The organism is uncultured Vibrio sp., assembly GCF_947488985.1.
In the GTDB taxonomy this organism is placed as follows: domain Bacteria; phylum Pseudomonadota; class Gammaproteobacteria; order Enterobacterales; family Vibrionaceae; genus Vibrio.
Window position 1 is genome coordinate 1 of the sequence record NZ_CANLBV010000055.1, and the last position, 25270, is coordinate 25270.

A 25270-nucleotide genomic window follows, 5' to 3' on the forward strand; every position below is an offset into this window, starting at 1 on the left:
GAAACTCAGTGCATTGTTTAAGAATTAGGCAACTATGGACCAGGCATGTCTTCTATCTGAATTAAGCAACAAAACCCTCTTCGTATTCAATAATGGCTGCATGTGCCGCTTTGCGTGCCGTTTCTAAATCGTTAGCTGCCACCGCAATCACAGGTTGGCCGTAGTATTCTACTTTGCCATCAGCAAGCAGTGGATCGCCCGGAAGGATCGCGCCGATATCCAGCTCTCCCGGCACGTCTTTGGCTTGAATGGCAATCGCCACGCCTGCGAATTCGTAACACGGTGATAAATCTATCTTGGTGATGTTCGCGTGCGCTTGCGTGCTCAGGCGTGCGTAAACGTGCAACTGATTTGGGAATTCCAAGCGATCATCAATGTATACCGCTTCGCCCGTGACTTGCTTGGCTGCGCTGTCGTGTTTAACACTTTTACCTACGCCTGTTTTTAGGTCTTGCTTGGCAATGGTAACCATCTCTTCGTGCGTCATCGCCTTGCTCTTGTGATCAGAGGAGTTTGATTTAGACATAAGACGTTACCCTTGTTTCGATTTGGTTGTGTTTGTTCTGCTGTTCAATGAAGTAACGACGCAGCATGTTGGCTGCCGACAATGAACGGTACTCTTGGCTGGCACGGAAATCGGATAGCGGCTCAAAGTCGTTATACAATTCCTGCATCGCTAACTTAATTGTAGCGTCACTCCAAGGGCTGCCTAATAACGTCTTTTCACAACGCGCCGCGCGCTTAGGCGTTGCAGCCATACCACCAAAGGCGATACGAGCGTAAGAAACCTTGCCATCTTCGATCTGAATATCAAATGCGCCACACACTGCAGAGATGTCATCGTCTAAACGTTTAGACAGTTTGTAAGCTCGGAAGCTGTCGTTAGCTGGCTTAGGAATGATGATCTGCTCAATGAATTCACTCTCTTTCTGTGCTGTTACCTTGTAACTGATGAAGTAATCTTCAATCGGCATGGTGCGTGACTCATCACCGCAACGAAGTTTGATCTTCGCGTTAAGGGCAATCAGTAGAGGAGGGGTGTCACCGATAGGTGAAGCATTGGCAACATTACCGCCAATGGTGCCTTGGTTACGTACTTGCAGGGAAGCAAAGCGGTGCAGTAGCTCACCAAAATCTGGGTAGTGCTTTTTCAGTAGTGCGTAACAATCGCTGATAGGCAGGTTGGCACCAATGATTAAATCGGTGTCGGTCTCTTCACACACCTTCATGTCTTCAACAAGGTTTACGCTGATCAGTGTTTCAATCTCGCGATGGAATTGTGTCACTTCCAGTGCTAAATCTGTGCCGCCAGCCACCAGTTTGGCGTTGGGGTGCGCTTTAAAAAGCTTAGCCAGCTCATCGGTGCTTTTCGGGGAAAAAGCGGTGAGGTGACCAAGACGCAAGTTGGCTTCGGAATCTTGAATGCTTTCGAGCTTTTCGATGGTGTTGCGTTCGAGGATGGTAAATTGGTCAATCAAAGGTTGGTCTGTTGAAAGCGACATCGCAGCATCAACAATCGGGCGGTAGCCAGTACAACGGCATAGGTTACCCGCCAGTGACTCCATGACGTCTTCTTTGCTCGCGTCGTGCTTGTTCTTACCAAGCGCGAACATCGACATGATGAAGCCCGGCGTGCAGTAACCACACTGTGAACCGTGAAAATCGACCACCGCTTTCTGCACTGGGTGCAAAGAACGATCTCGGTTTTGCAGATCTTCGACTGTGATCAATTGCTTGCCATGCAGCGCTGTAACGAAAGTAAGACAAGAGTTCACTGAGCGATATTGCAGTTGTCCATTCACTAGTTCACCCAGAACCACCGTACATGCGCCGCAGTCACCCGAGCCACAACCTTCTTTAGTACCTGTCTTATTTATTTTGGTACGAAGGTAGTTGAGCACTGTCATGTTCGGTGACAGATTGTCTTCACGTGTTATTTCCTGATTGAGTAAAAAAGTAATCAAGAGATCTCCTTGTATCACGCCATATTTTGATGCGTATTTTCTTTGACCTATAGCTCAATAATCATTCACCTTGACCCCTTGGTCAACTATTTATTTACAAGGGCTTAACAATTTGGGCGTGTTATTGATTGTGTGCAATTTTATTTTGGTTTTAATTGTTTGTTTTGTAGGTGATTTATTGGCTTGTTGGTTGTGTTGTAAAGGTTGTGTTTATGCCGATGTGTACAAAATGAAATGGAGTTTGTTATTGGCGGGCGTCAATGTGATGGCTGACAAGATAGCGACATTAAAGCGGAGATAATCAACAAATGAAGGATGTTCGTGTTATTTTGGTGCAATATGCTGTGGTTTGGTGCAAGGAGCTATCGCTGGGTAAAAAAAGAGAAATAAGCGTAAGTGGCTCATTTCTCTTGTTGTGTTAACGATTTGTTGTGCTGCTTGTGCTGCTAAATCAAAGGTATGATTATGACTTGTTTTTGAGCAGTTCAGAGAACACCACGTGTAGATCACTTGATGCGGTGTTGCTGTCTAGGTTGAGCTTAGAGCGGATGTGGCTTAAGTGCTCGCGCATTAGGTCAAGAGCATGCTCTTCATCACCAGACTCAATCGCATCCAATAAACCATCATGCTCGTCGAGAGAGCAATTTGAGTGGTTGCCTGTCTCATACTGGGCAATCAGCAGTGATGTCTGTGATACCAAGCTGCGCTGAAAGGCCAGCAACGGTGCGTTTTCTGCCATTTCCGCCAGTTTGATGTGAAACTCACCAGATAAACGTAGGCCCGAACCATAATCACCTTGCTCGAAGGCGCTGTTCTCCTTTACGACCAGTTTTCGACACTCTTCGATTTGAGCTTTGGTTGCGTTCTTTACCGCAAGTTCAGTGATAGCTAGCTCCATTACCTCACGCGCTTTAAAGATCTGTTTCGCTTCATCAACGGTAGGGGCTGCAATCACTGCGCCTCGGTTAGGGCGGATCACCACAACTTGTTCTAACGAGAGACGCAGCAAGGCACGACGAATAATAGTACGGCTCACGCCAAAGATCTCGGCGAGTGCTTCTTCGCTTAATTTGGTGGCTGGTGGTAGCCTTTGTTCTAGGATCGCGTCGAAGATATGGCAGTAAACAACATCGTCTTGAGTTTGGCCTGTTACTTTTGTTTTTACACCTTTTGAGACAGAATTTTTGAGAGCTGTCATAGAGATAAGGCCCCTTGTTTAGTCGAGTTAGCTTGGTCGAGAATGCTTCATGGGTGTCACTTTATATTGTATACATTTATCCATACAATGCCACAGGACGAAAGTGCGAAACGCGGTTATCTCGGTATTTTATAAACGTTTATCTCAACATTTATAAACGGTTATCACCGCAGCTGTAGGCGACGATCTGGCTGATCTCGCAGAGGCTACGTCCTGACTGTTGCTGCCATTCATTGAAGGCTTTGCTGGCCGCCAGTTGTGCTCGCTTGGTATTACGCCCGCTGTCAATCACATCGGTGCTGCGCAGGTGGGCTTCAACATCTGAAGACAATAGGAAGGTATCTTTACCCATTTGGCGCAAGGTGTAGGCTCCGGTGTTGCCACCCAAACGCTTGCCGTGTTTTTTGAGGTAATCCCACAGCTCGGTAATGCGCTCTGATGGCCAGTCGGCAACCATTTGTGAGAAGGAATCCGCTTCACGCTTGGCATTGTGGATCATCATGGCGTTGGCAGGAATAGTCATTACTTTGGTAAGGTGGCGAATAATGCGCGGGTCTTGCGCTTTCTGTTCCCACATCTCATTGGGCAGCATCAGCATCTTTTCAATATCAAACTCAAAGAATACTTCTTCAAATTGTGGCCACTTCTTTCTCACCACATTCCACGAAATACCACACTGGAATACCTTTTCGGTAAAAGCGGCCAGCCAACGGTCATCAGTGATTTGTGATAACTCGGCTTGTGAAAGGGGCGCACGGACAATCTTTTCGAGTTCGGCCTCTCCGCCTTTACGGTGAGCCGCACGTTGGTAAATGGTGTCGAATTTTTCTTGGGTCATTGAAGGTTCCAAATTGCATCTGTGTATCTTGAGTGTGTAGCCAATGCTTAATGATATGGGGTTGAATCTGACAATTAAAACCAGTCTGTTGTTCAAAACAATCGAGCCGAGTAAAGCATGCTAGCTGAGCTTTAATTCCATTTGATATAGAGGCCAGGTGTTGCCATTGAACTCTTTGAACTTTGGCTCTTTGTCGACCACTTGAAATCCTGCTTTGTCGTAGCAACGTTTTGCTCCGATATTCTGCTGAAAGACCGCCAAGCTGATGGTGGTAACATCAGGGATTTGCTTCGCGGCTTCCAATGCACTTTCTATCATGGATTGCCCAAGCCCTTTACTTCGTTGGTTTGGGTGAATCGCGACGCGACAGAAGCGCAGTTCATTGTCTGACATACGTTGAAACTCCATAAAACCGAGCAAGTCATTGGCATTCGAGTTAATGCTAGGCGTGGAGAATGTGTAAAGCTCGACATGTGGTTCTTGAGATCTCTCTATGATGGAGGCTGCCTCTAACGGCCAACCCAATGTTCGCCCGCCCCATAGTACGTAGTCTTCGAGTGATGTGAACCAAGTGACGATCTCGTCGGCATCGGAGGTTTTAAAGCGGTTTATTTTCATATCCTTGTCTCTTCCTTATCGCGTGTCTCTTTATTCTAAACCGTTAAACTTCCGTACTCAACTGCTCAAGAAAGCCACGCATGTAGTCGGTGCGCTTGCTGGCTTCTAACTTGGCGGATTCTGTATTCATGGTTTCAGCGAGCTTAAACAGCTTCACGTAAAAGTGGTCGACACTGTAATGCTTGTCATCCAAGTCACGTTGCTTCGCAAACGGGTCTTGGTGGTTATAGAGTTCTGCGTTAAAGCTCTGACCCACATACAGGCAGCGAGCAATGCCAATCGCACCGAGAGAATCTAGTCGATCCGCATCTTGGACGATCTGAGCTTCCAAGGTTTGTGGCGTGATGTTGGCACTGTAGCTGTGCGTGACAATAGCATGATGGATCTCATCCAAATAGGACGCGGGATACTCGATAGATTTGAGGAAAGAAATCGCCTTGTCTGCTGCCATTTGCGAGCTTTGGGCTCTGTCCGGGTGGTTTTTCGGGAAGGTGAAGCAATCATGAAAGTAAGCGGCAGGCAGAACGACTTCAAGCTTAGCCTGTTCTGGAACACACAAAGCCTTGGCGGTTTTAACAACGCGCTTAATGTGGCTAATGTCGTGCGCTGGATCTTGTGTCATTTCTCGCTGTGCAAAATCAAGCAGTTGGTCTTCAAACTTTTCCTTCACGCATCTCTTTCTCCATATGTAGATGTTAGCAATCTTGCTGATTACTGAGCATATATTTCAAATCGACTTTAACAGTTTCAAGCGCGAGTTTTTATCTTTTATAAAGGAATGGTAACAAAAAAACCGACTCACTGAGTCGGCTATATATCGAACTTTGCTTGCAAAAGTTAGCGCTTAAGCAGCGGCTTGTTGGAGCTGGGCTAGCACATCATGCAGGGAAGGGCTGATGGTGTGCCCAAGCGCTTTTACTTCGTCACATGGCTCTACTAAATCAGGGATTTGGAAGCTGATCATGTTGGCTGCCATCGACGCGCGAATACCGTTGTTTGAATCTTCAAACGCTAGGCAGGTTTCAGGTGCAACACCGAGGCGTTCTGCCGCTAGCAGGTAGATCTCTGGATGAGGCTTACCGTGAGTTACTTCGCAGCCTGTGCTTAACGAGGTGAAGTAAGAATCTAGGCCAGCCAACTCAAGCTTCTTTTTCGCAATATCAAGCTGAGTCGAGGTCGCCACCGCGATTGGAATGTCGTTTGATTTGAGCCATTCAAGAAGCTCAATCACGCCGTCTTTTACAGGGATCGCTTGGTTCTTAACAATCGCCGTATAGCGGGTGCGCCACTCGTTATCAAGTGCTGGGTAATCTAAGCTTTCGCCGTAGCCATTTCTAAAGATCTGTTCGATGGTTTTGGCATTACAGCCAATGATGCCTAGGTAGACATCGCGCAAAAAAGGAACACTTTGTGCGTGACATGCCTCTTCAAAAATCTGCATACAAAGTCGTTCGGTGTCGAGCAGCAGCCCATCCATATCAAAAATAGCAGCTTGAAAATTCATATCTGGGGCTCTTTATGTGTTGTTTCTTTAGGGCGAGTATTTTGACATAGTGTCTGGGGATAGGCGAGTGAGAGCTTGGCAAAATTCTGAGCAAATGTATTTCACGATATGACGAAAGCGCTGCGAGCCTGTTTGCAAAGATGCAAAATTAATAAAAGACAAGTGCAACCTAATCTGGCTGATAAGCCAGTGACTGAATCGCCTGTTCGATGCTGAGAAAGTGGATTTTGATTAGGCATGTTTGCGCTTTTTTAAACTCGTGATTTCGAATCAGTTGAGTGATGTTTTCAACCGAATACAGCTGCTCTCTTTTTGATAGAACCAGCTGATTTGAGCTTGATTGAAGTGAGTAACAACGTCCTTCTGAATCAATGAGATGATCATCTTCGCCCAAGATAATCTCTGAGCATTCTGCTTGAAATTCTTGCTCGGATGCGACGTAAATCAGCTCATCATCGCCGTTGAGTTTTATTAAAGATGGCCAACGGATCATTACTGCCTCTCAATCATGTAGGTTGAAGCGTGTGTCGACTATAAACAGTTTTGAATATTGGATCATCTATTGTCCTCGCTGATCAAAACGCTATTTACTTAAAGATCGGCCTAGCGGCGCGAAGTAACCTTGCAGGGCTTGATATATTTGCTCTCGATGCGTCATATCAGGGTACACGGGGTACATATCTGATTTGGTTGTGCCAGCGACCAGATAAGCGTTCTTGATATCGGAACAGGACTCTATCGCCGCTTCAAAGGCACGCGCCATCATCTCTGTTGGTAGTGAGAAGTAACGGGCAGGCATCGCCTGGTCGGCAATAACGCTACGAGCGACATAATCGTGTTTATCTCGGAGATTGTCGCTGAGCAGTGTGACGTCAAACAGAGACAGCAAGCGCTCGTTTAATGGGTGCGCTCTAACCTTTCTATCGTGAAGCCAACAATCACTGGCGAACAAAATTTGCCTACGAGGGCCGGAGGTATCGCCAATCTCAAACACCTTCTCGGCAATGTAATGGTCAAACGCATGCCAAAATTCATGAGCTAAGGCACCTGCGCCTGCATTTTTAGCAAGGGCTAACTCGCGTTGGTTAGGTGCGTAGTGTGCTTGTACGCCCTTTTGACCACCACTGCCGAAGGCGAGGCCTAATGTGCCGCGCAAGCCAATCGCTTCTGGTGGTAGAGCTAAGATGTAAGCTAAGTCGGCTAATGAATCGAAGATTAGATTCGCCGCCAGATCTTTCTCGTCTTGGTTGACCCAAGCACCAACACGAATGCTGCCCATACCGAAGGTCTGCTTGATGTCCATAAACGACACCTGCTCACCATGTCGGTAGTCAGGGCCTTTACGCGTCTTGTATTTAAAGTGAGTTAACTTCAAAAGGTTCCTTGGAAACGGATGTAATGTGGAATGATACGTTGTTTAGGCTAGTGTATATACACTAGGGGTATCTTTTCAGCAGCAGTTGGTCGCGTCGATGAGTGTACTTTTTTACGGGTAACGGGGGGCGTTGCGTCGAAATTAATTTATCGATAGCCCAAACAATCAATTTCTTATTGCAGCGGTTTGCTATTGAGCGATACCATATACGGCTATTTCTTTGGTAAAGATTCGATTATGTCAGATGAAAAACTCGCACTAGAGTGGATGCGCCAACAAGCGAACAAAGTTGATCCCTACGTTATAACGCCGTCGTTTGATGAATGTGTTGAGCTGCTTGATCCTGCCTTTAAGAAGGGCAAGAGTGTGGCTCAGCTGAAATATCTTTTGGCAGAAGCGGATCGCCGGGCAGGAGCCGCAGAGCGTAAACATGCCGCTTTGAAATATGCCAAAGAGAAAAGCCCCAATGCGGGTCAGATTTTGCGTCTGCAAAGTAAGCTCCAGCAAGTTCAGCTAGCACTAAAGTTAGCGACGGGTGACAACAACATGACCATATCTCAGTTCTGTGCTGAGTACGATGTCACGAAGCGCGACGGTAATGCCGCATGGAACGAAAAGCTGGTGGAGCTGGGTAAAAGAAAGTAATCCTGTCCATAAGATAAAATGTACTGACTCAGACACGATCTGACAGCGCCAGTCACCGTATTTAATGCAACTGCTCTGATTTATATAATGTCATTAATGATTATTGTTGAAATGCTATATTTTGAATTTTAATAGTAATTATTGATGCCAAATCGTGTTTTTTTGTATTGAACAACGCAATTAAATAAATTTAGAAATATGATTACGGCTGGGTAAGTTTGTAGCCTAACTAACAATAACTGTGATTTGACTCGTAAATTTTATTTAATCCTAACGATTTGTTTAGATAATTCAACTCTTCAATTTATATGTAATTCTTACGTCGGTGTTTGTTTTTATAGAGTGTTAAGAAAAGTGACATTAAATTGTCATAAGTTGGGTTTAAATTGCAGCTCAATATAATTCAATGGCTAATCAAAAAATGAAAAAAATAGGCTTATCTTCAGCACTTCTGCTCGTGACCAGCATTACCAACGCATCTGATCTTTCTCAAAAAAAAGTTGCCAGTGTTGCTCTGGGTGATGTTATCAGTGTCTCTTTAAGTGACGTACATCCAACACAGCCATCAGTCGGGTATGATCAGGTTTACTATAAGCTAGGTCGTTATCAAAACGACACCAAGAAAATGTTTGATGAGATTTGTGAAGCGAATGGTCAGAAAGGTTTGGCCCATTTTGATGAGCAATCGGATCCAAAAAAACCAAGCTCATTTGAGTGTAAAGAAGAGGTTGGCGAACGCATCAAAGATATGAAGACAATCGTGGTCGCCCCTAACGGACAATATTACCTAACGGATGGCCACCATACGTTTAATGTGTTTTGGCATATGCCAGAGGGCGGTGACGACTTTAATGTCAGTGTGGTTGTCGATAATGACTATCGTAACTTGCCGTCTATGGATAAGTTCTGGCAGGCGATGGTGGCAGACGGCAACACTTGGTTGTACGACAGTGAAGGCACAGCGATGTCACATACACAACTGCCAGCGACACTGGGTCTTGATCATTTCGAGAATGACCAATATCGCTCTATGATGTATTTCTCTCGTGATGTCGGTTGGGATAAGCCTAAGTCACCCATTCCTTTTTTAGAGTTCTATTGGTCTAAAGAAGTTCGTAAAGGCATTGATGTCGCGAACTTTGACTTGATGACTGCCGAGGGATATCGCAATGCGATCACCAGCGTGAGTCAGTACCTTCTTGCGATGGATACTGACAACGTCGGTGAGTCAGGCAAGTCAGTAAAAGAGATGGGCCAGTTTGATAAGTTTGGACAAAAAGGCTTGGATAAGCTGTTCCGTAAGACAGGTAAAGTCACCTACATGCTTGATTACAAAGTGAATCAGTAACCGCTATTCTCCTCTATTCTATAAGGCTCCAACCTACAACCTAGGTTATAAACAGGCTGGAGCCCTATTATTCATCTCTATTGTTATCAATCATGGGCCTCCTAACGGTTTATATCGGCTCGCCCGCTTCATCTTCTTCAACGATATCGGTCTCTAAGCTTGCCTCCGCGAGCCATTTTTGTATCGATGGGCTGTTAAGCACACGTTGTTGATACTGCTTGGCTTTATCCGAAAGCTGGATGCCGTAGGTTTCTACGCGCAGCGCCACTGGTGCAAACATCGCATCGGCAATCGACCATTCACCAAATAGCCAGCCTTCTGGGTATTGTGCCATTTGCGCTGACCATATTACGTCAATGCGAGCGATGTCTTTTAGTGCGCCATCACTCAGTGTGAGCTTTCTTTTGGCTCGGCAATTCATTGGTAACTCATTTCTGATATTGAAAAAACCAGAGTGCATTTCTGCAGAGATTGCTCGGGCGAGAGCGCGTTCTGCGACACAAGTTGGCCATGCAGCACCGTCCAGATAGGCATCGTTAACGTATTCAAGAATAGCGAGTGAATCCCACACCGCAACATCACCATCAACTAGGGTCGGGACTTTGGCTGTTGGTGTCACTTTCGCTAACGTGTCATAAAAGTCTGAGGTGAACAGCTTGAGCTTGGTAATGTCTGCGTCGAGGTTGTAATGGTCGAATATGAGCCATGCACGAAGTGACCAAGTTGAGTAGTTTTGGTTTGCGATATAAAGCTGCATAGATGCTTCCTTGCATTTTGGTGGGTATGTATTTGAGCTTAAAGGATTGTATTGCGACGCACTAACGGATAATTTTGATGGCAGACATTAATAAAAACGATGGGTGGTGACTTCAATATGGATATTGATGCTTTGCGAGGCTTTCTCGCGTTCGTGGAAACAAGCAGTTTCACGCGTGCTGCGAAACAGATTAATCGCACTCAATCGGCATTCAGTGCCCAGATGCGTAAGCTGGAAGAAGAGCTCAACGTTACTCTTTTTCAGAAAGAAGGTCGTAACTTAGTTTTGACTGAGGCGGGATTAGCGCTGCGTTCTCATGCGGATCAGTTGGTCGCGCTCCACAATACTGCGCTTAAGCAAGTCAAGCGTTATGAAGACAAACAGCCACTGAGGTTGGGTTGCCCTGAAGATTACAACGACACCATTTTACCGAAAGTGATTCGCCTGTTGCAGCAAGCAGAACCTACGTGTTCTATCCAAGTATTCAGTCTGCCAAGTTTTACCCTCAGAGAATGGCTAGATGATGGCAGGCTTGATGCGGCGATTGTCACCCGAGCGCCCAACAGTGAAGAGGGATACTGGCTCACTCATGATGTGGGCGTTTGGATCAGCAGCTCTGATTATGTGTTTGATGGCTCTAAACCTGTACCATTAGCTCTGTTTCAAACCGATTGTAAGTATCATGCGGCAGCCGTGGATGGTTTAACCAAGCTGGGCACGCCTTATCAGTTACTGGCGTGCAGCAATACCGCTTCGGCGCAACGTGCAATCGTGAAAGCGGGGTTAGCCATTGGTGCAATGGGCAAGCTCAGCGTGACGCCAGATTTGAAAATACTGGATGGTATGCCGCCATTACCCTCGGTGGATATTGTACTGCTTCTCGCGAGTCAGCCTCATCCTGTGTTAGATAAAGAGCTCCTCAATCAATTGATTGAATTAAATTAACCTTCTAACGTCCAATTCGCTTCTGACATCCAGCAAATCTTTTAACGGATACCTAGGGCGAACCCCTAGCATTCTAGCGAATATAGTTAGCATTGATACTCACGTACCAGTGCTGCAGCTTGCCATCGGATTTTTTGATCCACAAATCGTTTGTGTAGCTTTCAATCTTACCGTTTACCGTTAGGTTGAACGTGTTTTCATCGAATTCGCCAAGCCTGACAAATTGGTCTGTGGTGATCAAAAACGGGTCCATATCATCAATACTTACGACATCTGAAATGACGTAGTAGTGGTAGGTAAATGGCTTACTCGCATCATTCGGGTTACTGCGATACGCCACTAGCTTAAATGGCTCTGTTAAAGGTACATCGAGTGTTTGCTTATCCATTGTCGCGGGAATTGGAATAAACAACCAAGCCGTGAACAGACCACAAGCCAAAACCATTAGCAAAAAAAGCGTCTTAATTGCTTTCATAACAACCTTCAAAATAGGGGGGGGGGATTAAAGTCGCTATGGTAGCAGGTTTGATTGACCGATCGTATGAGTAAGGCTCTATGAAGGTATTGGCAGTCTGTTAGCAAGTTTAAATGGATTGACTTACTGTTCATATCATTTTCAAGCGTAGCCAAGAATGAAATGATCCCACAAAGTTGGGCGTATGACTTGTTAAAAAGCGCGCACCTTTGCCCCTAGATAGCATGCTGACACGGGCAAAGGTGATATCGATGTGACTACTTATTGAGGTAGGTGGCGTGAAACTTAATATGTTCATCAATGAAGGTAGAGATAAAGTAGTAGCTGTGGTCGTAACCAGGCTGCATACGTAGCTCTAGATCCGCGTTGGCTATTTTAGCGGCTTCGACTAATTGTTCCGGCTTGAGCTGTTCAATCAGGAAGTTGTCGGCTTCGCCTTGGTCAACCAAAATAGGCAGTTCGGTGCCATTGGCTCTTAGTAGCTCACAGGCGTCGTACTGTTTCCACTCTTCAATATTTAAGCCTAGGTATTGGCTGAAAGCTTTTTGTCCCCAAGGGCACTGCATTGGGTTGGTGATGGGGCTGAATGCTGAGATAGCACGGTAGCTATTTGGGTTTTTAATGCCAATCGTAAGTGCACCGTGTCCGCCCATGCTGTGACCAGAAATTGATTTGATAGAGGTCACTGGGAAGAAGGATTCGATCAGTGCCGGAAGCTCTGCCGCTACGTAATCGTACATATGGTAATGGCGGTTCCATGGGGCTTGAGTCGCATTGAGATAGAAGCCTGCCCCTTGGCCTAAATCGTAGTTTTCATCATCCGCTACGCACTCACCCCGTGGGCTCGTATCTGGGGCAACAATGGCAATGCCTAGCTCCGCCGCGGCTTTGAATGCGCCGGCTTTTTGCATGAAGTTTTCATCGGTACAGGTTAAGCCTGATAACCAATACAAAACCGGAACTGGGTTTTCTTTGCTTGCGTTAGGTGGCAAGAAAATCGCGAAACGCATGTTGCAGTCAAGCGTTGCAGAAAAGTGGGTGTATTGTTTGTGCCAACCACCAGCAACCTTTGCTTGGCTAATGTTTTCGATTGTCATCTATTGTGCTCCGTTAGGTTGATGGTTTGGGAGTAAATTGGTCTATATCACTTAAAGTTTCACCACCTACCGGGCAGGAGGTGGTGAAGGCAGTTTCGCTCTGATGTTTAAGTCAGAACTGTGGTCTCGACACCTAAGTATCGAGACCAAGGAATTATCTATCCATGTGTAGAACAGTACGAATAGATTCACCTTTGTGCATTAGGTCGAATGCGTCGTTTACTTCATCAAGGCTCATTGTGTGAGTGATGAACTCTTGAAGACCAAACTCACCCGCCATGTAACGGTTTACGATTTCTGGAAGCTCAGAGCGGCCTTTAACACCACCGAAAGCAGAGCCGCGCCATACACGGCCTGTCACGAGTTGGAACGGACGAGTTGCGATCTCTTGACCTGCACCTGCCACGCCGATGATCACCGATTCGCCCCAGCCTTTGTGACAGCACTCAAGTGCTTGACGCATCACGTTTACGTTACCGATACACTCGAAAGAGTACTCAACACCACCGTCTGTCATCTCAACGATAACGTCTTGGATTGGCTTGTCGAAGTTCATTGGGTTGATGCAGTCTGTCGCGCCAAGCTGTTTCGCTAGCTCGAATTTGCTCTCGTTGATATCAACACCAATGATGCGGTTCGCACCAGCCATGCGAGCACCAATGATGGCAGAAAGACCGATACCACCTAGACCGAATACAGCAACGTTGTCGCCTTTTTCAACTTTAGCTGTGTTGAGTACTGCGCCCATACCTGTAGTCACACCACAACCTAGAAGACAAACTTCTTCAAGCGGTGCTTCTTTGCTTACTTTCGCTAGTGAAATTTCTGGAAGTACTGTGTACTCAGAGAAAGTAGAACAACCCATGTAGTGGAAGATTGTCTCACCATTGATAGAGAAGCGGCTTGTACCGTCTGGCATTAGGCCTTTACCTTGCGTTTCACGAACCGCTTGGCATAGGTTTGTTTTTCCCGATTTACAGAACTTACATTCACCACACTCTGCAGTGTAAAGAGGGATAACGTGATCGCCCACTTCAACGCTGGTGACGCCTTCGCCGATCATCTCAACAATACCGCCACCTTCGTGACCAAGAATAGAAGGGAAGATACCTTCTGGATCGTCACCTGACAGTGTGAATGCGTCAGTGTGACAAACACCAGTCGCTACGATACGAACAAGAACTTCACCTGCTTTTGGCAGTTCAACGTCAACAGTTTCACGTTTTAGAGGCTCACCCGCTTTCCAAGCGACCATGGCTTTTGATTTGATGTGCGTTTGACCGGGTTTAATTTCGATTGTCATTGGATGCTTCCTATCTCTGTCAGTACAACGGATAACGGTGCAATTACGTTCAACCTAATCATAGTTGAGCTTATTTACTTGCGCTTTCTCGTTTTGTTGCAGCGAGTATAAAGGCCACTTTATCTTTTGATAATCCCATAAATTTGAAAATGATTATTACATATAAGTAATAGTTAGGTGTATCAGTGCCAGCCACTTAGTGGTGACAATACTTGATAAAAATAGACGCCTTTTAGATACGGCACTATCGTAAGAAATAACTAAAACACATCATGAATACTGCTGTTTACCAATCTTAGATGGATTATATAGGTATATGCGATAAGTAATGTTCAGTCATTTCTATTGGCTATCTAAATTAAGTGCATGAAATATAAGGATTGAAGCAATGTTGCATAAATGTTCGACGTACGGTGTTTTGTAAGATATTGGAAATAATTTTGTCATACTCCTCATCTAAGCTCCTATCCAAATATTAAGTTGTAATTTTTGGGGAAGAGAAAATGAAAACCAGTACCTTGAGCGTACTTTCTGGCTTGATAGCGGCCACCTTAGTGGGGTGTAACTCAAATTCATCCAGTGATGACCGTGGGAATTTAGAGCTAGAGGTGCAAGTGGCATTTATGCCCGATATTCATTTCCACGACGTTTACGGTAATTTCCAAGATGGTTCATTTGCTGGTTTGCCGAATGCTATCAGTGGCAAAAATGCAACCATAAGAACGATGCAGTCTCAAATGAACTCTACCCGCTTATTTAATGAAAACTACTTTGCGATGATAGCGGCGCTGGATGATGTGGTTGAGCGTGGCGTGAAGTTCGTTGCGTTGCCCGGTGACTTTAGCGATGACGGACAGCCGATTCATATGCGTGGTTTAGTGAGCATTTTTGACCACTACCGAGATACTTACGGGCTTGAGTTCTTTGCTGCACCAGGCAATCATGATCCCGTGCGTCCATTTACGATTCCCGCAGGCAAATCCGATTTCTTAGGTGAGGGGGGGAAAGAGCAGCGAATTTTTAGTCGTGGTAAAGGCGAGTGTGTTGGCTACGATGAGGAGTGGACAATCATTCCTGGCGAAGGCGACAACTTAGATACGATATGTACTGAAGAGCTGAGCCAGTGGGGCTATCAAGAGATCATGAGCATTCTTGGTACTCATGGTTTCTACCCTCAGCAAGACAACCTTTACTTTGAAACCCCTTACAGTAGTGCGCAAGCCCGCACAAACTACAGCTACGAATTAGCGACAGAAGAAGCCGCGTTTGATCAGCGTATGTATGAGATCTGTTATGAAGGAACAGGCGGCAGTTACAAAGAAAGTGGCTACACGAGCTGTTCTGAAGTACCAGATAGCAGCTACTTAGTTGAACCCGTTAAAGGACTTTGGCTGTTAGCGATCGATGCCAATGTTTATCGGCCTAAGCAAGACTCATCGGATAACTCGGTAGACGGAAACACATTTGATGGTTCAAGTAGCGCTGGCTACAACATGATGCTGACTCATAAACAGCACGTGATTGATTGGATCTCAGATGTTGTGAAAGCGGCGAAAGAGCAGAACAAAACACTGGTTTCTTTCTCTCACTTCCCAATGACCGATTTCTACAACGGAGCCTCTGAAGACATTGAAGATCTCTTTGGGGAAGGCAGTCACCAACTTTCACGTGAACCGGATGACAATACCAGCCGTGCTCTGGCGGCAACGGGTTTGAATATTCACGTTGGTGGTCATATGCATTTTAATGACACCGGTAAGAAGACTTTCAATATCGATGGCGTTCAGCACACCTTGTTCAATATCCAAGCACCATCGCTAGCTGGTTATGTTCCGGCCTATAAGCTATTGAATATTCTTCCAGACAACCAGATTGAAGTGGAGACAATTGTGGTAGACCAAGTGGCACGTTACAACGAGCTGTTTAGTCACTATGAAGAAGAGCATGACTACCTTACCCAAGCCGCAATCGGCGATCCGGAAGCACAGGCTAAGATCTGGAATAGAGACATTCTGGATGCCGAGAGCTATTACGAACTGACCGATTGGCATATTCGTGAACTGACACGCCTGCGTTTCTTACCGGATGACTGGCCGATAGAGATGCGTGAAATGCTAATGAACATGAATGGCGAGGATATGATGATCATGTCTCAGCTCTCAACTAACTTTACCGTGTGCCAATTAGCCGATGAATTGGACTATGATGTGGGCACTTGTACCTTAAATGGCACTGATGATTACGATCAATTTCAACAAGATTGGCTAACGGCGAAAGCGGTCGCTGAGAAACTCGCCTCCCTCGAGGGATTTGAGCTAGCCGATTTTGCTGAGTGGAACGGTGAGTTGCTCGCGACCGATTTTTATCGACTACGTAATGCAGACGAACTGGCATTCCGTGATATTGGTGAAACGCAATTACGCCAATATGAGCTACTAAGTCGAGAGCTTTCTGAGTTTGATGGCACGGTTGATTCTGAGCTGGGTGATCTTGGTCAATATACTGTGGGTGAGGTGTTCCGCTCTCGCTTTGGCAGCTTGTTTGTGATCTTAGAAAAATTTGCTACAGGCCAAGCGAGCGACCACTTCTTGATTGATATCGACCAACAAACGTTGATCGACCTGAAAGGCGAGGTGAAGCGCGATATCCTAAAAGGCTCAACGTCAGCAAACTAAACGCGCGAGAGCGCTCGATTCTTTAATTGGCAAAGGGCCCGACTAACCTTGTGTTATAGGGCTCTTTTTACGTTTCGATGGTATCTTTTAGTGTTTTTATTGTAAAAGTTCAATCCTAAATCGCCGTTAAGGTTTTTTAAGGCATTTCATAATAATTACTTACTGAAAAACGCATGAACTCGACATAAAATTGCCCTATCCTGAGCACCATATTTTACCTTGTGGACTCAAACATGCTTTTATCTCTTCCGCCTCCTGTGATGCTCTCACTGGCTATTGTGCTTGAAGTTGTCGCCACTTCTTTATTACCCAAAACGCAGCAGTTCACGCACCTGCCGACAACGGTCGCGGTATTGGTGGGTTATGGCTGCGCTTTTTATCTGTTGTCTCTTACGGTGCAAACCATATCTTTGGGCGTGGCTTATGCCGTTTGGTGTGGGGCAGGGATTGTGTTGGTTGCGGCGCTGTCTTGGCTGGTTTACGGGCAGAAGTTGGATATCTATGCCGTGATTGGCATTGCTTTGATCTTATCTGGTGTCGTGATAATCAACTTGTTTTCAACGTCGGTCAGCCATTAAAGCAAAGACGGGTCAGCTTGCTGTTAAGCCTGACCTTTAATACCTAATATTTAACAGCGAATACATTCGTAGCCGATGTCTGCGTGAATGGTTTGCTTATTCTTGTTTCGTTATTTTTGATTGCTGATTATTTGCCAAGCCAGGCTATCAGTGGGCGATAATAGTAGAAAGTAGAAAGTAGAAAGTAGAAAGTAGAAAGTAGAAAGGAAAATTGAGGCTTGTTTGGCTCCCGGTAGGGTGGAAACCATTAAAGCCTCAAGAGGGCGGTATGCCGTTATTAACAACACCTCGTTTAAATATAAAAAACTCGGTTCACTTGGAAAAGTGAACCGAGCTTAGACAGCTTTAATCAACGGGCTAAATCAGCGATGATTCAGTGGTCGAAGGCCTTTATTTTGACTCGACAACGTACTCAATTTTAGAGAATTCAGCGTGGCTTTCACCGTCTGAGAATTGATTGTAAACCCCCGCTTTGTAGTAGCTTAGTAAGTGGCTCCAGTAATCAATATTGTGGTCAACTTGCTGTTCACCATCGACATTAATCGCCAGGGTGTTGTTGCCCATAATGATGTCAAACTCGACTTGTTGGCCTACAACGGCTTTGCCTAGGTCATAGTGTTTGTACGCATTTTCTGGAGCACAAGCTGGCTTACCAATGTTCTCGGCACCACGATCACCTTTACAGACCAAAGCGTTATCTTTGATGATTGCCCAGTAGTGACCTTTAACACCTTTCGCATCTTGTTTCCATACTACGCGTAGTAGCGGGTGCGGAATACCATCGGTGCCGTCGGCTTTGACGCCTTTGTTGTGTGCTTGTAGATAGGTGATCTCATTTTGCGTGATTTGAGAGTCTTTCATCGACAATTCTGGATTTACAGGCTCAAACTTAGCTGTGAGGCGGTGGAAGGTATTAGCATCGTCGGTTTTGAAGTTTTCATGTACACGAAGCTCTGCGCGGCGATGATCGCCAAACATTTTGAATACGAAATTTTCTGTTTCTTTATCGACGTAGAAATATTGATTCACAATACCCGCAAAGTTGCTGTCTTCGGCAACTTGGATTTGATTGCCCTTTTTGCCGTGCGGCTCAGAGATTTGCAGTTTTGATTGAGACAAAATGGACTCAAATTGAGCGTAATCAGCAGGGATACCACGATTCTCAGACGCATCGTGCATGTTTAATGATGCAACGGCTGAACCTGAGAGCAAAGCGCTAATAAGTAGTGTTGTTTTTGTTATTGAGTGAGGGATGTTCATATTGGATTATGCCTTTTTGTTTTTTATAAAGCATAGTCATATTTGTCTTATAATAACTCAATAGTCGTCACATTCGAACATTTGGTTACATTTTAGGGTTTGGTTATATTTTATAGTAACGATAAAAAATCCTAGCCAGCGAGGACTGACTAGGATTGTTGAGTGAGATACTTATCTCTGATTACTGCTTATCTTTGATAGCTGACTAGTATGATAGCCCGTTAAGATTATTGCGGATTAAGACCGAGCTTTTCTAACACTAGTTTAAAGTTAGCACGACGCTCTTCAACGTTATGTACATCACCAGTGTCACAGGTTAGATCAGGACAGCCACGGTTAACGATACCTGACACATCATCGATAAATTGATTGCCTTTTAGGCCACCATCGACATACTTTTTCAGCTCTTCATGGTAGTTCCATGGGTATCGACCTGAATCATCTGGGAAGGCCTGTACAGAGGTTACCCAGTAGAATAGGCCAGCAATCCATTTGATTTCTTTGTTTTCTTCTGAGCTACAGATCAACCCAGGGTTCGAACAGAAGTCTAAATCGGCATACAGTGGGTTTTCAGGTGGCGCTTCTACTACGACACCATCTACCGTTGTTCCGATGGTATCTGGGTCTACGTGTGAGCGGCCCATGTAGTGGTTAAGCGTACCGAAGTTTTGACGACCTGTGGTTTGGATTACCCCACGGCCCCACCAGCCACAGCCTTGAACGCTTTCTTGGCTGCTGCCATCCCATATCCATCCACCAGCCTTCTGGCCTTCGTAGACTTTACATTCGTCACGTTCCCAAACTTGCTTCGAGGTATCAATCGCTTCTGGAACATCATTACAGTGGCCATTGTTTGACCAGCGTCCTACTGCACCATTGACTAATAGACCTTGCTCAGCAAGTACTGAGTCGGGTGCGGCGAATACCGGAGCCGGAGCGCCATACCATTGAGAGTGAGTTAATGCACTTACTTCCATTTTGTCGTCACGAGGACAAGAGTATGCGTGGTCCAAGCCTGAGATAGGGTTTACACCATAGTCTGCGTATTGTTGCCCCAGCTGACCACAACTTGCTGACATTGGGTAATCAGTAGGTGCACCCCAGCGTGTTTCAGACCAGTTGTTTTCGTCACAGGCGTTGTAACGAATGGTTTCTTGCATACTTTGAGCAAGGAAGGCTGCAATCGCAACTTTGGCATAAATCGTGTTGGTAGCATCGTCCTCATTTTCATCAAGCAGCCAGAACTTGTTGCCCGCGACACCCACGTTGTGCATCGCGTTTAGGCCATCTAAGAAATCAGCCCATTTGTAAACCGTCGATGGGATCCAAGTAGACGAAGGTGTTTCGAAAAGGAAGGCCTCGTTGTCCATCACAGTTTCAGCGGCAGCCAGTTCACGGTTTAGTGAGTCGATCACCGTTAATGGTCCGTCGTTGACATCTTCACCGTCGTAGTAAAGTGGTACCGTAGCATTTTGGTAACGAGCGATCTTCGCTGTTAAGTCTGAGCTATCAGTATCAAACAATACGGCGAAGACATTGCTGTAAGCTGCCTTACGGATATGGCTTTGACCAATAGTGTCGCCCATGAAGTAGCTTGCGGCTTGTGCTGTTGGAATATCAGACATCAAAGCCGGTGTCTTAACATAATCAGTAACTTGTTTGACATACTCTAAAGCATTGTGCCACTGATCGTCAGACAGTGCATTCGTTTGACTTGATTTAGTAAACGCAACAAAGCTTGCCTCTGTACCTGAGCCTGCTTTGTACAGTTCAAGTTTGCTCAGTAAATCTGCGGTTGCACTTGATGCTGCATCCCATACAGAACGACGGCCAGAGTGGGTATCGTAAGCAAAATCACCAATACTCAACGTCCAACCAAAAGCAGCATTGGGTGCCAGTGTTGAGATGATAAGGTTTTGAGCTTGAGCCCAGCCTTTTACATCATCCGTTAGCGCATTGACGTCATCTAGGTCAATGGCAGCACCGGTTGCGTCTATCGCGGCAATTAAGGTCTGTTTAACCGCGATTGATTGAGTCAATGCAATCTCGTTAGCCGCAGCAAGATCAAGCACATCACTGTTGAGAATCAGGCTTGAGCTATCAGCTTGCTCGGATGCTTCAATCAGTGCGACGAAAGCACGGGTTAATTGACTATTGTCTGCCAGTTCATCACTGTTGAGCGTATCGAACTGTTGTGTTGCAGGGGCTTGAGAAGAAGGGCTTGCAGCAACAAAATGGTTTGGCCAACCGTGCACTTCCAATCTGACCGGATCCATTGGATTTGGCAGTGAAAGTACGGGAGCGGTGCCCGGATCAGAACCGTCACAGTTTAGGTGGTGCACCCAAGCGTCATCGCTTCCTGGTACAGACTTTGTCCAGTATTTGGCTTCATAAGCGATGTTATCGTTGACCATGATATCGCCTTGGTTCGCGAAACCATCCTGTGTCCAATCTGGGTAGACATTAAAGTCTTCACAAAGTTCACCTGGTGGAGTTACTGGTGGTGGTTCAACCGCGTCGTTGACGGTAATTTGCACGGTTGCTCGGGAAGAAAGGTTCTGTGAATTGGTAGCGATAGACTCAAGTATAATGTTGCCTGCTTGAGTTGCTTGCCAATCACAAGCAAACAGGTCAGTAGTGGTAGCATCAAAATCACACACTTGCTGGTTGTTTGCTTTAATAACAATACTTGATAGATCATCGTCTTTATCGGTTGCTTGAACAGAAATGGAGACTACTTCATCCTTTTCAAATACTGAACCCGGTTGAGGTGTATTAAATCGAACCTCTGGTGCGATTGAACCTTGCTCTTCATCGACAGTTACGGCTACGGATTGCTCAATTAATGATTGGCCATTTTTATCCAACACGATAATGTTAATACTTACATTACCTATTTCGCTTGGTGTCCAAGTTTGTGAGTAGAGCCTTTCACTAGGGTTAACTTGTTGCTCAGCCAATTTTGCGTTATTAATCCAAAACTCGACTTTTGCACTTTCGTCGCCTTCCACTTCAGCGACAATAGTGGTCTGCTTATCCATTTGGATGAGTTGACCATTACTAGGAGAAATAACAGTTAATGCTGGCTCGATAGGGTCAATAGGCGCCCCACCATCATCTGGGCATTCTGTTAGATCCCAGAACCATGAACTTGCACTTGGTGTTTCCCATACGCCTGGGTTATTTTTGGCAATGAAACACTCACCACCATAAGAAACCATGTCACCGTTGCTTACTTTGGTTTCACCAGGGATAAACGGGGTCACATTGCCTGGGTTCTCGCCTGGGTTCTCGCCTGGGTTCTCACCTGGGTTCTCACCTGGGTTCTCACCTGGGTTCTCACCTGGGTTCTCACCTGGGTTCTCACCATTGTCATCACAGTTCGTTACATCCCAAAACCATGAACCGGCACTTGGTGTTTCCCATACGCCTGGGTTATTTTTGGCAATGAAACACTCACCGTTGAAAGAGACGATATCGCCGTTACCTACTTTTGTTTCACCGGGAACAAAAGGGGTGGTCTCAGCGTACAACTGCCCACTAAAAATAGCACTTGCGATTGCTGCAGCTATTAAATTTATTTTGCGCATATATGCCCTATATTATTTTGTACTAAATATTTAGGATGACGCTAGGTTCTAAACGATGCTAGAACCTAGCTTTCCTTTTTTTTTTAAGTGTTATTCAGGACAGTTTGAAGCCGTCCAGAACCAGCTTGATGCGGTTGGTGTTTCCCAAACGCCCGGGTTGTTCTTTGCAATGAAACACTCACCACCGTAAGAAACCATGTCACCGTTGCTTACTTTGGTTTCACCAGGAATAAATGGGGTCACATTGCCTGGGTTCTCGCCTGGGTTCTCACCTGGGTTCTCACCTGGGTTCTCACCTGGGTTCTCACCTGGGTTCTCACCTGGGTTCTCACCTTCACAGTCCGTTACATCCCAAAACCATGAACCGGCACTTGGTGTTTCCCACACGCCTGGGTTATTTTTCGCGATGAAGCATTCACCTTGGTAAGACACGATGTCGCCGTTGCTCACTTGGGTTTCACCAGGGATAAATGGAGTGACTTTGTCCGGATTTTCTGGCGTATCTTTTTTGCCTATCACAGTTACTTGGGTCGATGCACTGGTATCCAACTCCCCGTCAGACACTAAAACGCTGACTACGTCGTTCAGGTCGACTTCTGTCTTCGGTGCTTTAAGTGTTACGCGGCTGCTGTCTTGTCCACTGACCAAGGTAAAGTTTGCTGGGTAATCCCATGCGTAGCTGAGAGGCTCACCTTCCGGGTCTTTAGCTTGTACAGTGATAGAGAATTGCGTATCTGAATCGACAGAGATAGACGCTGGTAGCGTGACTTCTGGCGGCAGGTTTTCAGGCTCTTCGGCTAGGTTGGTCACTGTGGTTGAATCGACGCCAGTTAACCCTTCTGGGTCTTGGACTTGAAGGGAGAAGGTGTAGTTGGTATCTACATCGACGGCAGGCACAAAAATGGTCGCTTTCGCTTGATCATCGTTTAAAATTTCAACCTGATCACCACCTGTTTGTGACCATTTGTAGCTAATGGTCTCACCTTCAGGATCGTGTGATGCTGAGCCATCCAGCAGCACTTCTAGTGGGCCATAAACTTGCTGATCCATACCTGCATTAGCTACTGGTGGCTTGTTTACTGGTGGTTGATCACCGCCATGGCCCAGTGATTCATGCATGGCGTTAAGCACATCACCATTATCGCCATCAATTTCCCACGACATTAGGCCACCAAGACCGTTCGCTTGAACGTATTTACCTTTCTCCATCACGGCACGTTCATTGTCGAAGGTGATCAGTTCTTTGCTGACCGGATTCCATAGATATGACGCTTTTGCTGCATCGTCCCAGCGCTCTTCCCATGTGCCACCGCTGCGGTTGTTGCGAATATCACGGTAGTCGACCACACCTGTGTCCCATGTGCCTTTGATTGCGCCAGTTGCACGGCCAGACATTGGGTTGTCATTGGTGAAGTCGTGAACACCCGTCCAACCACGACCATACTTTGGTACACCCGCAATGATGCGACGGCGATCAACCCCTGTGCTGATCAGGTGCTGTACCCCTTCATCAAGGTTGAAGTCACTCGGTACCTCATGCTCTGGTTGGTAAATACCAGATTGGTGACCAAGGTTCTCGAGATCGAAAGCGCCGTACATGTCGTAGCTCATCACATAGATGTAATCCATGTATTGCTGCGCCTCTTTAAAATCGATGACGCCCAGTTTGACGGATGAGGTATGCACGGCAGAAGAAAGCTCGAATTCACGGCCTGTCTCTGCTTCTAACTCATCCATCATCTCGCGCAGCTCTTTCATTAATGTGACGTATAATTCGCCATCAGCTGGTGAGCCTAGAGTTGGGTGAGCACCGCCACCACCTGGGTATTCCCAGTCAATATCAACACCATCAAAGAACTTCCAAGTCAGTAAGAATTCACGAACTGATTCAACGAAAGTATGGCGTTTTGCATCGTCGTGCATAAAGTAGAATGGGTCAGACAGTGTCCAGCCACCAATCGATGGGACGATCTTGAGATCTGGGTTTGCTTGCTTCATTGCCATCATCTGGGCAAAGTTGCCTTTGTATGGGTCACTCCAATCGGAAGCGCCTTCTTTTGGCATTTGTAAGGCAGCCCATGCATCGTGAATCGCGAGGGAGAAGTCCGGTGTACCTTTACATGCGCGTTGCAGGGCTTCAAAACTCCCCGAGATCTCTTTAACACTGTCGTTGATGCCTTCGCCACCACAAATTGGAATAAAGGCATAAATAAGATGGGTCAAATTTGTGTGTGGCACGTGATCGAGAGGGTAGCTACGCTCGTAGTCAGACCACTCAACGAAGTAGGTTGAAACCACGCTGTTTGAGGTGTTGTCATACGGCTTATTGTTCTCTAGGAACTTAGCTTCCAGTGGCTCCATGTGCGAACCGTCAGTATCTGCAACAATGATTTCTTTTGCCTCAGTGTTTCGGGTACAGCCCGCTTCATTACAAAGCTCGACATACATTTGGTACTTGCCACCTTTAGCGATTTGGAACGTTGCTTCTGTGGCTGTACCGTCACCGCTCCAGATCTTTTCACCATCAATATAGATATGTGACTCTGTTGCTGGATCGCCAGACCAAACATCCCATGTAACGGTGACGTCTACGGCTTCTTTACGCGTGCCAATCAGTTCTGAGTAGGCTATGGCTGTTTGAGAGACTTCGACCATGGCATATTTATAATCACCCCAGCCAATAGTGGGTGCGCCTGGAGCATTTAGAGCATTGGCTAGAGGGATGTTGGCTAAAAGACCACCGATTAATACGGCTAGTGGCTTTTTGATCATCATAGATAGATTCCTTGAGGTTAAGGTTCAAGTTGGATTTATTTGTTGTACTTGAATTTACAAGATTATCCTCTGTAACCGGTGAATTGCATAGTAGGAAAATTCGTACACAAATTTAATGTACTAATGGTTTAATCTTATTACCTGTTGTTTTTAAAGGTTTTTTTTGTATTTTAGTATGGATGTGCTTTTGAGTGAAAATTGGAACGGGAGTCACATTAATTTTATTAATATTAAGCTAGGGCTATAGGTGCGGCGTTTTTCAAGGTAGTTGTCATCATTTGCTTACTTATTAAGCAGCTTCTCTTTCTGGGTTTAGGTGTACTTC

Annotated in this window: 20 protein-coding genes and 1 pseudogene; 5 read left to right on the forward strand and 16 right to left on the reverse strand. The window is 45.8% G+C overall.

Translation table 11 applies throughout. The features are described from left to right. Positions 1 to 76 precede the first annotated feature (76 nt). The 9 genes and pseudogenes from Q1A70_RS12635 to Q1A70_RS12675 all read right to left on the reverse strand — a co-directional run. Positions 77 to 526, reverse strand: a pseudogene (locus Q1A70_RS12635) (xanthine dehydrogenase molybdopterin binding subunit); the annotation flags it as partial. Next, on the reverse strand, positions 519 to 1964 hold the full coding sequence (gene xdhA, locus Q1A70_RS12640; protein WP_299691722.1) for a xanthine dehydrogenase small subunit: 1446 nt from the start codon (positions 1962 to 1964) through the stop codon (positions 519 to 521). The pseudogene Q1A70_RS12635 and the gene xdhA, both read right to left, overlap by 8 nt. A gap of 463 nt (positions 1965 to 2427) precedes the next feature. Beyond that, entirely contained in the window at positions 2428 to 3162 is a 735-nt protein-coding gene (locus Q1A70_RS12645; RefSeq protein WP_299691725.1) for a GntR family transcriptional regulator, read from the reverse strand. A 151-nt stretch (positions 3163 to 3313) separates the two neighbouring features. Then, positions 3314 to 4000 carry a DNA-3-methyladenine glycosylase I gene (locus Q1A70_RS12650; protein WP_299691727.1) on the reverse strand — a complete coding sequence of 229 codons (687 nt, stop codon included), beginning with the start codon at positions 3998 to 4000 and terminating at the stop codon, positions 3314 to 3316. Between the two features lie 120 nt (positions 4001 to 4120). Then, a complete protein-coding gene (locus Q1A70_RS12655) occupies positions 4121 to 4618 on the reverse strand; it encodes an N-acetyltransferase (protein WP_299691730.1) in 498 nt (165 codons plus the stop codon). A 43-nt stretch (positions 4619 to 4661) separates the two neighbouring features. Beyond that, entirely contained in the window at positions 4662 to 5288 is a 627-nt protein-coding gene (locus tag Q1A70_RS12660) for an HD domain-containing protein (RefSeq protein ID WP_299691733.1), read from the reverse strand. Positions 5289 to 5462: 174 nt separating this feature from the next. After that, entirely contained in the window at positions 5463 to 6122 is a 660-nt protein-coding gene (locus Q1A70_RS12665; RefSeq protein WP_299691740.1) for an HAD family phosphatase, read from the reverse strand. A gap of 169 nt (positions 6123 to 6291) precedes the next feature. Then, a complete protein-coding gene (locus tag Q1A70_RS12670; protein WP_299691742.1) occupies positions 6292 to 6615 on the reverse strand; it encodes a DUF4144 domain-containing protein in 324 nt (107 codons plus the stop codon). Between the two features lie 90 nt (positions 6616 to 6705). Next, positions 6706 to 7497: a CLCA_X family protein gene (locus Q1A70_RS12675; RefSeq protein WP_299691744.1), complete on the reverse strand. Its 792-nt coding sequence runs from the start codon at positions 7495 to 7497 to the stop codon at positions 6706 to 6708. 237 nt (positions 7498 to 7734) lie between these two features. Here Q1A70_RS12675 and Q1A70_RS12680 point away from each other — a divergent pair, with 237 nt between their 5' ends. Continuing rightward, on the forward strand, positions 7735 to 8142 hold the full coding sequence (locus tag Q1A70_RS12680; protein ID WP_299691746.1) for a hypothetical protein: 408 nt from the start codon (positions 7735 to 7737) through the stop codon (positions 8140 to 8142). A 421-nt stretch (positions 8143 to 8563) separates the two neighbouring features. Further along, a complete protein-coding gene (locus Q1A70_RS12685) occupies positions 8564 to 9490 on the forward strand; it encodes a ParB/Srx family N-terminal domain-containing protein (RefSeq protein WP_299691748.1) in 927 nt (308 codons plus the stop codon). A 109-nt stretch (positions 9491 to 9599) separates the two neighbouring features. Here the strand turns inward: Q1A70_RS12685 and Q1A70_RS12690 are convergent, their stop codons facing one another. After that, the gene (locus tag Q1A70_RS12690; protein ID WP_299691750.1) at positions 9600 to 10247 is read right to left on the reverse strand and encodes a glutathione S-transferase family protein; all 648 of its coding nucleotides are present in this window, start codon (positions 10245 to 10247) and stop codon (positions 9600 to 9602) included. Positions 10248 to 10346: 99 nt separating this feature from the next. Here Q1A70_RS12690 and Q1A70_RS12695 point away from each other — a divergent pair, with 99 nt between their 5' ends. Further along, positions 10347 to 11192 carry a LysR family transcriptional regulator gene (locus Q1A70_RS12695; protein WP_299691752.1) on the forward strand — a complete coding sequence of 282 codons (846 nt, stop codon included), beginning with the start codon at positions 10347 to 10349 and terminating at the stop codon, positions 11190 to 11192. Between the two features lie 73 nt (positions 11193 to 11265). On the opposite strand, the gene Q1A70_RS12700 is transcribed toward Q1A70_RS12695, so the two are convergent. The 3 genes from Q1A70_RS12700 to Q1A70_RS12710 form a co-directional block, all read right to left on the reverse strand. Beyond that, positions 11266 to 11667 (reverse strand): hypothetical protein, encoded by a 402-nt coding sequence (locus Q1A70_RS12700; RefSeq protein ID WP_299691753.1) that lies wholly within the window; start codon positions 11665 to 11667, stop codon positions 11266 to 11268. Positions 11668 to 11924: 257 nt separating this feature from the next. Next, the gene (fghA, locus tag Q1A70_RS12705) at positions 11925 to 12764 is read right to left on the reverse strand and encodes an S-formylglutathione hydrolase (protein WP_299691755.1); all 840 of its coding nucleotides are present in this window, start codon (positions 12762 to 12764) and stop codon (positions 11925 to 11927) included. Between the two features lie 154 nt (positions 12765 to 12918). Beyond that, positions 12919 to 14067 (reverse strand): S-(hydroxymethyl)glutathione dehydrogenase/class III alcohol dehydrogenase, encoded by a 1149-nt coding sequence (locus Q1A70_RS12710; protein WP_299691757.1) that lies wholly within the window; start codon positions 14065 to 14067, stop codon positions 12919 to 12921. A gap of 503 nt (positions 14068 to 14570) precedes the next feature. Between Q1A70_RS12710 and Q1A70_RS12715 the strand changes: the two genes are divergently transcribed. After that, the gene (locus Q1A70_RS12715; protein ID WP_299691759.1) at positions 14571 to 16742 is read left to right on the forward strand and encodes a metallophosphoesterase; all 2172 of its coding nucleotides are present in this window, start codon (positions 14571 to 14573) and stop codon (positions 16740 to 16742) included. A gap of 233 nt (positions 16743 to 16975) precedes the next feature. Beyond that, the gene (locus Q1A70_RS12720) at positions 16976 to 17320 is read left to right on the forward strand and encodes an SMR family transporter (RefSeq protein ID WP_299691761.1); all 345 of its coding nucleotides are present in this window, start codon (positions 16976 to 16978) and stop codon (positions 17318 to 17320) included. A 390-nt stretch (positions 17321 to 17710) separates the two neighbouring features. Here the strand turns inward: Q1A70_RS12720 and Q1A70_RS12725 are convergent, their stop codons facing one another. The 3 genes from Q1A70_RS12725 to Q1A70_RS12735 form a co-directional block, all read right to left on the reverse strand. Further along, positions 17711 to 18580 (reverse strand): polysaccharide lyase family 7 protein, encoded by an 870-nt coding sequence (locus Q1A70_RS12725; protein ID WP_299691766.1) that lies wholly within the window; start codon positions 18578 to 18580, stop codon positions 17711 to 17713. A gap of 227 nt (positions 18581 to 18807) precedes the next feature. Beyond that, positions 18808 to 22170: an Ig-like domain-containing protein gene (locus Q1A70_RS12730; RefSeq protein ID WP_299691768.1), complete on the reverse strand. Its 3363-nt coding sequence runs from the start codon at positions 22168 to 22170 to the stop codon at positions 18808 to 18810. 90 nt (positions 22171 to 22260) lie between these two features. Continuing rightward, the gene (locus Q1A70_RS12735) at positions 22261 to 24945 is read right to left on the reverse strand and encodes a glycosyl hydrolase family 18 protein (RefSeq protein ID WP_299691770.1); all 2685 of its coding nucleotides are present in this window, start codon (positions 24943 to 24945) and stop codon (positions 22261 to 22263) included. Positions 24946 to 25270: the final 325 nt, after the last annotated feature.